The sequence below is a fragment of the Leisingera sp. McT4-56 genome, assembly GCF_020514995.1.
GTDB lineage: Bacteria > Pseudomonadota > Alphaproteobacteria > Rhodobacterales > Rhodobacteraceae > Leisingera > Leisingera aquaemixtae_A.
Genome location: NZ_JAJALF010000042.1, coordinates 1 through 14822 on the forward strand (window position 1 = coordinate 1; position 14822 = coordinate 14822).

Here is a 14822-nt window from a genome sequence, read left to right on the forward strand (position 1 = left end):
CACCGCCTGCTGCCGCGCCCACAACCTGGCTGAGCCGGAAGGCCTCACCGCCTGAAGCGCGCAGAACAGCAGCGGCTGAAACTCACGCTCCCGCCGGACGCCTCCCCTCTCAGCGGCAAAGCCGCCTGACGGGCAGGGGGCGGGAGTATTTTTTTGAAAGATGAAAGAGGGCAGGGATTGCCCGCGAGCGGGTGGAGCCCGGTTGGGAAAGGTGGAGGCGCAGGGCTAGAAGCCCAGATAAGCAATGCCGCCGAAGGTTACGGCAACGCTGATCCATTGCGCGCGGTTCATGCTTTCGCGCAGCACCGCCCAAGCCAGGACTACGGTGACCAGGCCGAACAGGGATGCGCTGACGGAGGCAAATTCAGGCCGGGGCAGGGTGCCTGAATACATCACCAGCCCCAGCGCAACTGCATCCAGCGCGCCCATCAGGCATAGCAGCGGCAGCACCTTGCGGTCCGGCATCTGAACTGCCCGGGCGAAAAGCGCCAGGCTCAGCAGGATCAGGATGGCGGCGGCGCGGGTCACGATCAGCACCGGCAGTTCCGCGCCTGCCTGGGTGGCGGCCTGGCCGGTGGCAAATGTCACGGCAAAACCGATGGCGCCCGCCAGGCCCCAGGCCGCCGCCTGCAGGCTGACAGGGCTTCCGTCATCCTCTGTTGCAAGAACCGCGATGCAGCCGACCCCGCCAACCACGGCCGCGACGGCGAGCCAATGGCCCGGGCCAACCGCCTGGCCTTGCAGCATGGCCAGGCCAAGAGACAGCACAGGATAGGCACCGATCAGAGGTGCCACCAGCTTGACCGGCCCCAGTGCAAACGCCCGGTAGAGGGCATAGGAGGCAAGCGCAAAGATCGCCCCGGAAAGCCCTGCCAGCCGGGCTGCAGCAAGGGTCATTGCCTGCCAGTTGCCCAGGGTTGCTGCAGCTGCGGCAACCAGAATCGCCCCGGTGGCAAAGGCCACCAGCATGGCCGGAAGGATGCCGGTTCTTTGCGAAACAAACCGCACGCATAGGTCATGGATCCCCCAGGCAACAGCCGCGGCCAGACCAAGAAATAGCGCGTGCATGGCGGTTAACCTTTCGTTTGCGGCATTCACCCCCAGGAAAATGCCGCATCCCGGGCATCTGCCATTTTTCCGCAGAAAATCAACATGTTTGTTGATTAGGGTGGAGGAAAGCAATATTCTTTTCAATAAATAAATATTCCGGCTGGGCAATTTTTGGCCGGAGTCCAACAGGAGATGCGCGATGAATGACATGAGCTTCCCTGAGGTCGTCAAAGGGCCGCCGAAACCTTCCGGACTGTATCAGCCATCGGTGTTCTCTCTGCCCAAGGGAACCGAGCGTTATGTGGTTGAAGGCTGCGGCGCGATCCTGATCCGGGTGGAAACCGGCGACACGGTGACGGTGATCAACGACGAGGGCGGGCAGCCCTGCGAGATCATCGCGGCAGAGGACAAGGGGCGCATTGACGCCGGGATCATCGGCGCCGCGGCGAACAGCGATGCAGGCGGCCTTAAGGCGCTGCTGACGTCCTCGGATCAGTCCCTGCGGGGGCTGCGGATGGGAATGGAGGCGCGCGGCATCGATCTGGCAAAGGGTGGTGCAGTCCGGTTCTTTGATGCGGCGACGCCTGCCAAGACGGAAGAGAGCTTTACCGCGCAGCGCGACGGCGTGGCGATCATCGCTGCACCCGGCGGCATCATGGATTTCGAACGCCAGGACACGGCAACGCCGCTGACCGTCATGGTCAAGCGTGCGGTGATCAAGCAGGTGGTGCGGTTTGAATTGCCGGATCCGCTGGCGGAGCCGGTCAATGAGGTGCGGGTGCACAGCGCCACCGCGGAGAGCTACTTCGTGAAGGCGGGCGACTACATCCAGATCATTGATGTGGATGGCCGCCAGTGCACGGATTTCCAGTGCTTCGCCGCCCGCAAGCTGGACAAGGGTGTAGAGCATGCGCTGGATGTGACCACCACCCGGACGCTGATGGGCCATGCCTATCCGATGCCGGGGCTGCATGCGAAATACTATGATCAGGACATGCTGCCGCTGGTCGAAGTGGTGCAGGACACCGTGGGGCGGCATGACGCCTTTGCCCTGGCCTGCGCCGCAAAATACTATGACGACATCGGCTATCCCGGCCATGTGAACTGCTCGGACAACTTCAATGGCGCGCTGGCGGCCCATGGCGTGACCCCGCGGGCGGGCTGGATGGCGATCAACTTCTTCTTCAACACAGGGCTGGATGATCATGGCGTGATGTACGCTGACGAGCCATGGACCCGGCCCGGCGACTACGTGCTGTTGCGGGCCTTGACCGATCTGGTCTGTGTCAGCTCTGCCTGCCCGGATGACACCAGCGCCGCCAATGGCTGGAACCCCACCGACATTCACGTCCGCACCTACAGCGGCCAAGAGACCTTCAAGCGGGCGATTGCGTTCCGCGCGACCCCTGAATCGGAGCCCAAGATGACCAAGGAAACCGGTTTCCACGACCGCCTCAGCAAGATGACCCGCAACTTCATCGAGTATAACGGGTTCTGGCTGGCCAATTGCTATGCTGAATCCGGACCGCTGGAGGAATACTGGGCCTGCCGCGAAAAATGCGTGGTGCTGGATCTGTCCGCCCTGCGCAAGTTCGAGATCACCGGACCGGATGCCGAGGCTCTGTGCCAGTATATCTTTACCCGCAACATCAAGAAGCTGGCGGTGGGGCAGGTGGTTTATACCGCGATGTGCTACCCGCATGGCGGCATGATCGACGACGGCACCGTGTTCCGTCTGGGCAAGGATAATTTCCGCTGGATCGGCGGCTCGGACTACGGCGGGGAATGGATCCGCGAGCAGGCGGAGAAGCTGGGCTTGAACGTGCTGATCCGCTCCTCGACCGACATGCAGCACAATATCGCGGTGCAGGGCCCCGAAAGCCGGGACCTGCTGAAGAAGATCATCTGGACAGCGCCGCATAACCCGACGCTGGAGGAGCTGGGCTGGTTCCGCTTCACCCCCGCACGCATCGGCGATGATCAGGGTGTGCCGGTGGTGGTGTCGCGGACCGGTTATACCGGCGAGCTGGGATATGAGATTTTCTGCCACCCGAAACATGCCAGCGAAGTCTTTGATGCGGTCTGGGGGGCCGGCAAGGCCCATGGCATCCGCCCGATGGGGCTGGAGGCGCTGGATATGGTGCGGATCGAGGCAGGGCTGATCTTTGCAGGCTATGACTTCTCTGACCAGACAGACCCGTTTGAGGCCGGCATCGGCTTCACGGTGCCGCTGAAATCGAAAGAGGATGATTTCATTGGCCGCGACGCGCTGATCCGGCGCAAGACCACGCCTGCGCGCAAGCTGGTGGGGCTGGATATCGACTCGGCGATCGACGTGGGCCATGGCGACTGCGTCCATATCGGCCGGGCGCAGATCGGCGAGGTGACCTCGTCCATGCGCTCGCCGCTCCTGGGCAAGAACATCGCGCTGGCGCGGGTGGACGTGTCCTGCTCGGAGGTTGGGACAGAGATGGAAATCGGCAAGCTTGACGGGCATCAGAAACGGCTGCCCGCCAGGATCGTGCCCTTTGCGCATTACGACCCCAAGAAGACCCGGCCTCAATCCTGAGGCCGGCCGTTCGGGGCAGGGAGGTTAAATGGTTCAGAAGCTGATAGAGCAGATCGGCGGCGAGGCGGTGCTGCGCACCCTGGTCGAGCGGTTCTACGACATTGTCGAGGAAACCGAGACCGGCGCCCAAATCGTCAAACTGCATAAGCGCGGGCATGGCATGGATCATGCCCGCATCGAGCAGTTCAACTTCCTGTCCGGGTTTATGGGCGGGCGCCGGTATTACGAGGAAAAGCACGGCCACATGGACGTGAAGCTGATGCATGCCCATGTGCCGATCACCGAGGAAGATGCCGAGAACTGGCTGAAATGCATGGATCAGGCGCTGGCGGAGCTCAAGCTGGAAGGACCGCATGTGGAGCGGCTGCGCCAGGTGTTCCGGCGGGTGGCGCTGATGCTGGTGAACGATCTGGCCGAATGGGGCGAGAAGCGCGTGCCGACTTAAACGCAATACCTGTGGCAGGTGCGGAAGCCTCCCCTATCGGCGGCAAAGCCGCCTGACGGGCAGCGGGGCGGGAGTATTTCCGGAAAGATGAAAAGCGGGAGCCGTCCGGTAGTTAGCCGGGCAGCCTCAGAAAGACCTGCACATCGGCCACGTTGGTGCCGGTGCCGCCGGTCACAAGGAGCGCGCCGGCGGCCTTGAGGGCCGCGTAGCTGTCGTTGTTGGCCAGCAGTGTGTCCGGGTCCTGACCGGCCGCCCTGATGGCCTCCCAGGTGGCGGGGGTGGCGATGCCGCCTGCGGCGTCGGTGGGGCCGTCGCGCCCGTCGGTGCCGCCGGAGAGGAACAGCCAGTCGCCGCTGAGCTGTTCGGCGCCCAGTTTGGCAACGCGCAGAGCCAGTTCCTGGTTGCGGCCGCCAAGGCCGGTGCCGCGGAGCTGCACCGTGGTTTCACCGCCGAAGATCAGCGCGACCGGCTTGTCCTTGGGGGCGGTTTCCGCTGCTTTTACAACTGCTTCGGCTGCCTCCGCCACATCGCCCACCAGACGGTGGGAGACCAGCTTCGGGCTCCAGTCCTCCGCGGCGGCCGCCATCATTGCCTTGAGGCTGTGGCGGTTGGAGCCGATCAGGGTGTTGGCGGCGGCGGGCGGGGTGGCTTGGGTTTCGTCAGCGGCGCTGAGGCAGGTTCTGACGGCCTGCGGCGCGCTGTCCCAGATGCCCGCGCGCAGGAGGATCTCCCGCGCTTGGGAACGGGTGCCGATCGGCGCCGCGGTGGGGCCGGAGGCAATGGCGCGCAGGTCGTCGCCGATCACGTCCGACAGGATGAAGGCCTGCACCCGGGCTGGCGCGGCATGGCGCAGCAATCCGCCGCCCTTGGTGTCGGACAGCTGCTGGCGGATCAGGTTCATTTCGTTGATCTCAAGGCCCGAAGCGAGCAGCAGCTTGTTCACGGCTGCCTTGTCCGCCAGCGTCAGGCCGGGGGCGGGCGCCACCATCAGGGCAGAGCCGCCGCCGGAAATCAGCGCGATCAGCCGGTCATTGGGGCCAAGAGAGCGCGCCAGTTCAATGGCCGCCAGACCTGCGGCGGCGCTGGTTTCATCCGGCACCGGGTGGGCGCCGCAGATCACCGTGGCGCCGGGAATTTCCGTGTAATTCTCAGAGTTTGTGATTGCCAAGGCCTGCTTGGCATCCGGGATCAGCACCAGTGCTTCGCGCATCATCGGGATGGCAGCCTTGCCGACGGCCAGAAGCACGTTCCTGCCGCCCTCGGGCAGGGGGGGAAGCGGGGAAGACGCCAGCTGGGCGCGCAGGGCCTTGGCCGGGTCTGCGCGGTCGACAGCGGCCTGGAACAAGGCCTTGGCGGTGGTCAGCAATCCGGTCATCTGCATCTCCCTGGCATAGCGGCGATCAGCCGCCCCGGCCAAAGCCGGGACGGCCTAAGGTCTTGAAAGCGAACGGCGGCTTAGTTGCCGGCGATCTGCTTGGCCTTTTCCACCAGCACTTCTGCCTGACGGATCGAGGCATAGTCAATCAGGCGGCCATCCAGCGACACCGCGCCTTTGCCGGCGGCTTCAGCTTCTGCCATCGCTTCCAGGATGCGGTGCGCCTTGGTGATTTCCGCGTCCGACGGCGACATCACCTCGTTGGCCAGTTCGATCTGGCTCGGGTGGATGGCCCACTTGCCCTCGCAGCCCAGCACAGCGGCGCGTTTGGCGGCGGCCTTGTAGCCTTCCTTGTCCTGGAAATCGCCGAACGGGCCGTCGATCGGGCGCAGGCCGTTGGCGCGCGCGGCAACCACCATGCGGGCCAGCGCATAGTGCCACATGTCGCCCCAGTGCACATCGCGCGAGCCGTCTGCGGCCGGGTCGGTCAGCACCGAGTAATCCGGGTTCACGCCGCCGATGATGGTGGTGCGGGCACGGGTCGAGGCGGCATAGTCGGCAACGCCGAAATGCAGCGATTCATTGCGCTTGGAGGCTGCGGCAATTTCACTCACGTTCTGCATGCCGAGCGCGGTCTCGATGATGTGCTCGAAGCCGATCCGCTTCTTGTAGCCTTTGGCGTCTTCGATCTGGGTGACCAGCATGTCGACGGCGTAAACATCGGCTGCGGTGCCCACCTTGGGGACCATGATCAGGTCAAGGCGTTCGCCTGCCTGTTCAACCACATCGACCACATCGCGGTACATGTAGTGGGTGTCGAGGCCGTTGATTCGCACCGACATGGATTTGTTGCCCCAATCGATCTCGTTCAGGGCCTTGATGATGTTCTTGCGGGCCTGGTCTTTCTCGTCCGGGGCAACCGCGTCTTCGAGATCCAGGAAGATCACGTCGACATCGGATTTCGCTGCTTTTTCAAACATTTGGGGCTGAGAGCCGGGGATTGCCAGCTCGCTGCGGTTCAGGCGGCCAGGGGCCTGTTCGACGGTATGAAACGACATGGGTGCGCTCCTCATTCGCAATGGGGTTTCGTCCTCTCCTCCTTAGGCATTCCTCATGAGGGTGTTTCCTGTCAAGAAAAAAGTTTTCATTTAAATACATTCGCGCGGGAGCGTGCCCGCGCGTCGCGCGCTCGCGTGCGTACGCGTGTGCGTACACGCGTGCGAGGCGCTGCGCCCCGCACCAGGGTCATTCCTCCAGGCTGAAATCGCCTTTGGCGGCGCGGTTGGCGTAGTAGAACGCAATCGCCTGGGCGCGGTTTTTGACCGAGAGTTTTTCGTAGAGGTTCGACAAGTGGAATTTCACCGTGTTGGTCGAAATCCCCAGCTCCTTGCTGAGCTCCTTGTTGGTGAGCCCCTTGGACAGCGCCTCGAGCATGGTGCGCTCGCGGCGCGACAGCTGCTCGATCGGATCGGTCTGGAGGCCCCGGACGTCGAGGAAGGGAAACACCATCTTGCCCGCGGCCACCGCCAGGCAGGTGTCCAGCAGCCCGTCGACAGCGCTGGAACGGGGTGCAAAGCCGGCGGCGCCTGCGCTCATCGCCTTGCGCGGCACGTCGCCGCTGTCGTCGGCATAGACCACCAGCCGCGGCGCGTTGGCCTGATCGCGCAGCACCTCGATCAGCTTGGCGCCGCCAAGCGCGGGCAGGTTCCAGTCGATGATCCCGACCTGGACCGGCACCCGCATAACCGTTCCGAGGAAGCCTTCGGCGGTGGCGGAGGTGGCGACCAGCGAGAATCGCGGGTCCTTTTCGAAGATCTCGGACATGGCCGACAGCACCAGCGGATTTGCGTCAGCAAGCATGACCGATATCGGGGAAACTTTGTCGCTTATAGGAGCCATTTGGTGCCCTTTTGTTAAAAACTACCCAAACGGGTGGGGTCATTTTCGGTATACAACGGTATTTTTACCAGTTCGGGTAGGTTTTTTGCCACCCGTTTAGATACCCAAAAGCAGGATATAGGAATGTTGCGGGTTTTGTCGACCTGGGTTTTCCTAGCGTTAACAGATGTTGACCGACAGGAAACAAACCTTCCCACAGCGAAGAAGGCCCGTGACCTCCGGCGCATCGGCAAACGAACACCAACAGAGGTTTGACCCGATGACAGAACCCACGATCTTCCCCGGCCTGGAAATCCCGGAGACCCTGGCCGCCGGCCCTGGCCCGGGCAATACCGACCCCCGCGTGCTGCAGGCCTTTGCCAACACCGGCCTGGCCGACCACATGCAGGCGGATGTGCTGCGCGGCATGATCGAGTGCAAGCAGATGCTGCGCGACCTGTGGGGCACCGCCAACACCTACACCTACGGCGTCGGCGGCACCGGCTTCTCGGGCCTGGACTGCATGCTGAACGCGATCCTGCCGGGTGACACCGTGGTTGCCTTCCAGAATGGCACCTTCTCCGGCATCGACGCAATGACCATCCGGATGAAGGCCGCCACCCGCGAGGAGCTGGCTGCCAATCCGATGAACCCGCAGCCGGCCTCCGTCACCGTGGTCGACGTGCCGCACGGAGAGTCGGTTTCCGGCAAGCTGGTGGAGCAGGTGCTGGGTGAGAAGAAGCCCAAGTGGGCGTTCATGGCGCATTGGGAAACCGGCTCGGGCCGCATCAACGACCTCAAGGGTTTCTCGGACGCTTGCGTCAAGCACGGCGTGATGGGCCTGATCGACGCGGTGTCCTCGCTGGGCATCGAAGACTTCTCGATCGACGACTACCCGGGTGTTGCCGGCTGGGCGTCCTGCCCGCAAAAAGGCGTGCTTTGCCTGCCGCTGACCTATGCGCCGGTCTCGTTCACCGACCGGTACATCCAGACCGTGCGTGAGAACGGCTGCCATTCCTATGTCCACAACCCGATCCTGGAGGCCCGCCACTGGGGCATCGTGGACGGGCAGGACGTTGCCGCCGGCACCTACCACCGCACGCACTCAGGCTATGCGGTTGCCGCTTTCCACGAGGCGCTGCGCATCACCCTGCAGCATGGCCGTGCCCAGAAGGCCCGCGATTATGCCTTCCACGAGAAGGTGCTGCGCGACGCCGTGACCGCCATGGGCTGCGACGTGACCAGCAACATGACCAGCCTGGTGGTCCTGAACCTGCCCGGCGATCTGGCGGGGCGCGAAAAGGAGCTGGTGGGCAACTGCCGCGCCGTGGGCTTTGGCATCTGGCCGACCCTGTCGGAGCCGGTCCAGGTCCGCATCGGCATCCTGAACCAGATCACTCCGGCCGCGATCACCGATATCGTCAACCGTTTCGGCACGGCGATGAACGACATGGGCGCCCAGGTGAACATGGAAGAGATCAACGCGCTGCTCGACCGCCACTACAACGCCGCGGTTGCAGCCGAATAAGCCCGCTCCATAGGGAGGAAACCAATGGACATTCATGAATATCAGGCCAAGGAAGTTCTCAGCAACTTCGGCGTGACCGTCCCGCCGGGCGCGCTGGCCTACAGCCCCGAGCAGGCAGCCTACCGCGCGCGGGAACTGGGCGGCGACAAATGGATCGTCAAGGCCCAGGTTCACGCCGGCGGCCGCGGCAAGGCGGGCGGTGTCAAGCTGTGCAATTCGGAAGCCGAGATCTATGAGGCGACCGAGAACCTGTTCGGCAAGAAACTGGTGACGCACCAGACCGGCCCCGAGGGCAAAGGCATCTACCGTGTCTATGTCGAGGGCGCGGTGCCGATCGCCCGCGAGATCTACCTGGGCTTCGTGCTGGACCGGTCCAGCCAGCGGGTGATGATCGTTGCCTCGTCCGAGGGCGGTATGGAGATTGAGGAGATCTCTGCCGAGCGGCCCGAGTCGATCGTGCGTTCGACCGTTGAGCCGGCTGTCGGCCTGCAGGACTTCCAGGCGCGCGAGATCGCGTTCCAGCTGGGCATCGAACCGGCGCTGACGCAGCAGATGGTGCGCACGCTGAAGGGCTGCTACCAGGCGTTTTCCGAACTGGACGCCACCATGGTTGAGATCAACCCGCTGGTGGTCACTTCGGACAACCGGGTCATCGCGCTGGACGCCAAGATGACCTTTGACGACAATGCCCTGTTCCGCCACCCGCAGATCGCCGAGCTGCGCGACAAATCCCAGGAAGACCCGCGCGAAGCCCGCGCCGCCGACCGCGGCCTGTCCTATGTCGGCCTGGAAGGCAACATCGGCTGCATCGTGAACGGCGCAGGCCTGGCGATGGCGACCATGGACACCATCAAGCTGGCCGGCGGCGAGCCTGCCAACTTCCTGGACATCGGCGGCGGCGCAACCCCGGAACGGGTCGCCAAGGCGTTCCGCCTGGTGATGTCCGACAGCAATGTGCAGGCGGTCCTGGTCAACATCTTCGCCGGCATCAACCGCTGCGACTGGGTTGCCGAAGGCGTGGTGCAGGCGCTGAAGGAGGTGCAGGTCGACGTGCCCGTGGTGGTCCGCCTTGCCGGCACCAACGTGGAGGAAGGCCAGAAGATCCTGGCGCAAAGCGGCCTGCCGCTGATCCGCGCAACCTCGCTGATGGAAGCCGCTGAGCGGGCCGTCGGCGCCTGGAAAAACGACCTTGATCAAAACACCCGTGTGAGGGCCGTCAAATGAGCATCCTTCTTGATCGCGAAAGCCGTGTCATCGTCCAGGGCATCACCGGCAAGATCGCCCGGTTCCACACCAAGGACATGATCGAATACGGAACCAACGTCGTGGGCGGCGTGGTGCCGGGCAAGGGCGGCGAAACCGTCGAGGGCGTGCCGGTCTTCAACACCGTTAAAGAAGCGGTTGAGGCCACCGGCGCCAATGCCTCGCTGGTGTTCGTGCCGCCGCCGTTTGCTGCCGACTCCATCATGGAAGCGGCGGATGCGGGCATCAACTACTGCGTCTGCATCACCGACGGCATCCCGGCCCAGGACATGATCCGGGTGAAGCGCTACATGTACCGCTACCCCAAGGACAAGCGGATGATCCTAACCGGCCCCAACTGCGCGGGCACCATCTCGCCGGGCAAGGCGCTGCTGGGCATCATGCCGGGCCACATCTACCTGCCGGGCACCGTGGGCATCATCGGCCGGTCCGGCACCCTGGGGTATGAGGCCGCGGCGCAGCTGAAAGAGCTGGGCCTGGGGGTTTCCACCTCGGTCGGCATCGGCGGCGACCCGATCAACGGCTCCTCCTTCAAGGACATCCTGGAGTGGTTCGAGAAGGATCCGGAGACCGAGGTCATCGCGATGATCGGTGAAATCGGCGGCCCGCAGGAAGCGGAAGCGGCGGATTACATCAAGAACCACGTGACCAAGCCGGTTGTGGCCTATGTCGCGGGCCTGACCGCACCCAAGGGCCGCACCATGGGCCACGCGGGCGCGATCATCTCGGCCTTCGGTGAATCCGCTTCCGAGAAGGTGGAGATCCTGTCGGCCGCGGGCGTGACCGTTGCCGAGAACCCCGCCGTGATCGGCGAAACCATCGCAAGCGTGATGAAAAAGAACGCCGCCTGATCCGGCAACGGAACAGGCGCAACGCTCCACCCTTGGCCCGGGGCAATGGCGGGGGTGGAGCGCATTAATAAAGCAAAAGCACAAGCACGTCAGGGAGATGACATCATGGCAAAGCCCAAGGTTCTGGTGACCCGCCGCTGGCCCGCCGCAGTGGAGGCGCAGCTTTCCGAGGCCTTCGATGCTGTGCTGAACACAAGTGACAAGCCGCTGAGCGAAGAGGACCTGCGCAATGCGCTGAAATCCTATGACGCAGTGCTGCCGACGGTTACTGACAAGATCTCGGCCAAGGCGTTCGACGTTGCCAAGCCGCAGGCCCGGATCCTTGCCAACTACGGTGTCGGCTACTCCCACATTGATATGCATGGTGCAGCGGGCCACGGCATGACCGTGACCAACACCCCGGATGTGCTGAGCGAATGCACCGCTGACATCGCCATGACGCTGCTGCTGATGGTGGCCCGCCGTGCCGGTGAGGGAGAGCGCGAGCTGCGTGCCGGCGAATGGACCGGCTGGCGCCCGACCCATCTGGTCGGCACCAAGGTTTCCGGCAAGACGCTGGGAATCGTCGGCTTTGGCCGCATCGGCCAGGAGATGGCCCGCCGCGCCCACCACGGGTTCGGCATGAAGATCGTGGTGCAGAACCGCTCCCGCGTGTCGCCGGACGTCCTGGCCCGCTACAACGCCATCCAGGCGGACAGCCTGGAAGAGCTGATGCCGCAGTGCGACTTTGTCTCGCTGCACTGCCCGGGCGGGCCTGCCAACCGGCATCTGATCAATACCCGGATGCTGAACCTGATGAAGCCGGATGCATTCCTTATTAATACCGCCCGCGGCGAGGTGATCGACGAGCTGGCCCTGTCCCGTGCCCTGTGGTTCGAAACCATCGGCGGCGCCGGGCTGGATGTGTTCGACGGCGAGCCGCGCATCAACCCCGACCTGATGGATTGCGACAACCTGGTGATGCTGCCGCACCTGGGCAGTGCCACCCGGGAGGCGCGCGAGGCGATGGGCTTCCGCGTGCTGGATAACCTGACCGATTTCTTTGCAGGGCGCGAGCCGCGCGACCGGGTGATGTGATGGGCGATCCTGCCGAAACAACCCATGCCGACTATGAAGACTCCGGCTATGCCGCCGGCCTGCGGTCCGAGCTGCATGCCCTGTGGCTGGATGTACTGCGCCAGCGGGCGCCGGAGGTTGCCGCAAAGGCTGTCGCTGAGACAGCTTGGGACCTGTCGGACGGGCAGCCTGCGACCGCCTATATGCAGGCCTTCAACATCTGGTTTCAGCTGCTGAAGATTGTCGAGGAAAACGCCGCCATGCGCGACCGCCGCATGGCGGAAACGCAGGACGGCCCGGAAGTGGTCGAAGGCAGCTTTGCCCGCGCGCTGGATCTGGCCGGGGAACTGGCCACGCCGGAGCGGCTGCAGGAGGTCGCCAGCCAGTTTTCCATCGGCCCGACCCTGACCGCGCATCCGACCGAAGCCAAGCGGGTCACCATCCTGGAAATCCACCGCCGCATCTACCGCGGGCTGGTGTCGCTGGAGGCCAAGCGCTGGACCCCGCGCGAGCGCGCTGATCTACTGGCGGACTTGCGCTCGGAGATTGACCTGTTGTGGATGACGGGCGAGCTGCGCCGCGACCGGCCCAGCCTGCAGGATGAAATCCAATGGGGGTTGCAGTTCTTCCGCGACAGCCTGTACGAGGCGGTGCCGCAGCTGTTTGAGCGCTACATCGCAGCAGCCGGGCCGCGGCTGGGCGAAAGCGCTGATGCGCCCTGCCTCAAGTTCCATTCCTGGATCGGCGGCGACCGCGACGGCAACCCGAATGTGACGGTGGAGGCCACGGCGGCAGCGCTGACCGCGAACCGCGCGGCAATTCTGAAACGCTATCAGAAGACGCTGACCACCGCGGCGGAGCGGATCTCGATTTCGGCGGCGGTGTTTGCCTTGCCGGACAGCGCCTCTGCCCGGCTGGCAAAGGTCATTGCCGCGGCGCCCGGTGCCGCCGCGCTGTCTGCCCGCAATCCGGGTGAAGTCTTCCGCCAGGCGCTGACCGCGATCCTGGCGCGGATCAAGGCCACCGCGGCAGAGGAAACCGGCGCCTATAAACATCTGGGTGATTTTGTTGCCGACCTGACAGAAGTGGAAGAGGCGCTTGAGGAAATCGGCGCGCACCGCCTGGCGGCCCGCTATGTGCGGCCGATCCGCTGGCAGGCCGATGTCTTTGGCTTCCGCACGGTGACGCTGGATATCCGCCAGAACTCCACCGTGACCACGGAAACGCTGACCGAAATCTGGGCGCGGTCCGGCGAAGTGCCGGACTTCGGCAGCCCTGACTGGTCCGCGCGCCTGCGCAAGGAGCTGGGCAGCGCATCGCTTCCCTATATGACGCCGGATGAGCTGAGCCCGCAAAGCGGCGAACTGCTGAAGCTGCTGCGGCTGATGCGCGATGCCGGTGCAGGAGAAGATCCGCAGGCGATGGGGCCGTTCATCCTGTCGATGACCCGTTCCACCGATGACCTGCTGGGGGTCTACTTGCTGGCGCGCTATGCCGGCTTCGGGGCTGAGAAGGCCGCGCTCAAGGTGGTGCCGCTGTTTGAAACCATCGGCGACCTGCGTGCGGCCCCCGGTATCCTTGACGGGTTGCTGGACGTGCCTTTTGCCCGCCGCTCTCTGAAATCCGGCGACAACCGGATCGAGGTGATGCTGGGCTATTCCGACAGCAACAAGGACGGCGGCTTCCTCTGCTCCACCTGGGAGCTGGAAAAGGCGCAGCGCCTGATCACCCGCACCCTGAAGGCGCACCGGATGAAGCCGGTGTTCTTCCACGGACGCGGCGGCTCGGTCTCCCGCGGCGGGGCACCTGCGGAGCGCGCCATTGCCGCGCAGCCCGCAGGCACCATCGCGGGCCGGATGCGGATCACCGAACAGGGCGAGGTCGTCAGTTCGAAATACGCCAACCGCGGCACCGCCCTGCATCAGTTGGAGCTGATGGCGTCCTCGGTGCTGCGCCACTCGCTGCAAGAAGACACGCCGCCTGTAAATCCGGAATTCGATGACGCGTTCGAAGCGCTCGCGGGGATGTCACAGGCGGCCTATTCCAACCTGCTAAACGCACAGGGTTTCCTGGATTATTTCCAGCAGGCCAGCCCGGTGGAAGAACTGGCCATGCTCAAGATCGGTTCACGCCCGGCCCGGCGTTTCGGGGCTGGGTCATTGGATGACCTGCGCGCGATCCCCTGGGTCTTTGCCTGGTCGCAGAACCGCCACATGATCACCGGCTGGTACGGATTCGGCTCGGCGGTTGCCAGCTTCCGCAAGTTCCGCGGCGCGCGCGGCGATGCGGTGCTGCAGGACATGTTCGCGGGTTCGCCGCTGTTCCGCCTGGTGGTGGACGAGGTCGAAAAGACCCTGCTGCAAAGCGACATGGAGATCGCCGCCGACTACGCAACGCTGGTGCAGGACGCTGAAATCCGGGAGCGCATCTTTGGCTCCATCCGCAAGGAGTATCAGCTTGCCTGCGAGGCAATCCTGTTCCTGACCGGAGACAGCAGCCTGGCGGTGCGCTTTCCGCGGCTGCGCGCCCGCTTCATCCGTGTGGAAAACATGCTGCGTGAAATTCACGAGACGCAGGTGCGGCTCCTGCGGGAAAATCGCGCCGAAAAGCCTTCAACAGTGCCGGTCCCGCTGATGCAGTCGATGAACTGCGTTGCTGCTGGGCTTGGCTGGACAGGATAGACAGGAGCCCCGAATGTCCAAAGACCTCTTTTTCACCCAAACCCTCGCCGAGCGCGATCCTGAGCTTTATGCCTCGATCACCGCGGAACTGGGCCGCCAGCGCGACGAGATCGAGCTGATCGCCTC

The 14822-nt window shown here is 64.1% G+C and carries 11 protein-coding genes; 7 read left to right on the forward strand and 4 right to left on the reverse strand.

Going from position 1 to position 14822, the window contains the following annotated elements; genetic code table 11:
• Window positions 1-225: 225 nt before the first annotated feature.
• Window positions 226-1068, reverse strand: coding sequence for a DMT family transporter (locus LHL23_RS22950; RefSeq protein ID WP_226431687.1), 843 nt, complete (start codon window positions 1066-1068; stop codon window positions 226-228).
• A 181-nt stretch (window positions 1069-1249) separates the two neighbouring features.
• Here LHL23_RS22950 and tdm point away from each other — a divergent pair, with 181 nt between their 5' ends.
• Entirely contained in the window at window positions 1250-3619 is a 2370-nt protein-coding gene (gene tdm / locus LHL23_RS22955; RefSeq protein ID WP_226431688.1) for a trimethylamine-oxide aldolase Tdm, read from the forward strand.
• 28 nt (window positions 3620-3647) lie between these two features.
• A complete protein-coding gene (locus LHL23_RS22960; RefSeq protein WP_226431689.1) occupies window positions 3648-4064 on the forward strand; it encodes a group II truncated hemoglobin in 417 nt (138 codons plus the stop codon).
• 112 nt (window positions 4065-4176) lie between these two features.
• Here LHL23_RS22960 and LHL23_RS22965 read toward each other — a convergent pair whose 3' ends face one another.
• From LHL23_RS22965 to LHL23_RS22975, 3 genes are all read right to left on the reverse strand, one after another.
• Window positions 4177-5439, reverse strand: coding sequence for a glycerate kinase type-2 family protein (locus LHL23_RS22965; protein WP_226431690.1), 1263 nt, complete (start codon window positions 5437-5439; stop codon window positions 4177-4179).
• A gap of 80 nt (window positions 5440-5519) precedes the next feature.
• Complete coding sequence (locus tag LHL23_RS22970; RefSeq protein ID WP_174149629.1) at window positions 5520-6497, reverse strand: HpcH/HpaI aldolase/citrate lyase family protein; 978 nt, start codon at window positions 6495-6497, stop codon at window positions 5520-5522.
• Window positions 6498-6684: 187 nt separating this feature from the next.
• Window positions 6685-7299, reverse strand: coding sequence for a response regulator transcription factor (locus LHL23_RS22975; protein ID WP_222482612.1), 615 nt, complete (start codon window positions 7297-7299; stop codon window positions 6685-6687).
• Between the two features lie 298 nt (window positions 7300-7597).
• Between LHL23_RS22975 and LHL23_RS22980 the strand changes: the two genes are divergently transcribed.
• From LHL23_RS22980 to LHL23_RS23000, 5 genes are all read left to right on the forward strand, one after another.
• Complete coding sequence (locus tag LHL23_RS22980) at window positions 7598-8845, forward strand: aminotransferase (RefSeq protein ID WP_226431691.1); 1248 nt, start codon at window positions 7598-7600, stop codon at window positions 8843-8845.
• A gap of 24 nt (window positions 8846-8869) precedes the next feature.
• On the forward strand, window positions 8870-10069 hold the full coding sequence (locus tag LHL23_RS22985) for a malate--CoA ligase subunit beta (protein ID WP_222482614.1): 1200 nt from the start codon (window positions 8870-8872) through the stop codon (window positions 10067-10069).
• Complete coding sequence (gene sucD, locus LHL23_RS22990) at window positions 10066-10959, forward strand: succinate--CoA ligase subunit alpha (protein WP_019296923.1); 894 nt, start codon at window positions 10066-10068, stop codon at window positions 10957-10959. The genes LHL23_RS22985 and sucD overlap by 4 nt, the downstream gene beginning before the upstream one ends.
• A gap of 105 nt (window positions 10960-11064) precedes the next feature.
• Window positions 11065-12036 carry a 2-hydroxyacid dehydrogenase gene (locus LHL23_RS22995; protein ID WP_226431692.1) on the forward strand — a complete coding sequence of 324 codons (972 nt, stop codon included), beginning with the start codon at window positions 11065-11067 and terminating at the stop codon, window positions 12034-12036.
• Window positions 12036-14696: a phosphoenolpyruvate carboxylase gene (locus LHL23_RS23000; RefSeq protein ID WP_226431693.1), complete on the forward strand. Its 2661-nt coding sequence runs from the start codon at window positions 12036-12038 to the stop codon at window positions 14694-14696. Before LHL23_RS22995 ends, LHL23_RS23000 begins: the two co-directional genes overlap by 1 nt.
• Window positions 14697-14822 lie beyond the last annotated feature (126 nt).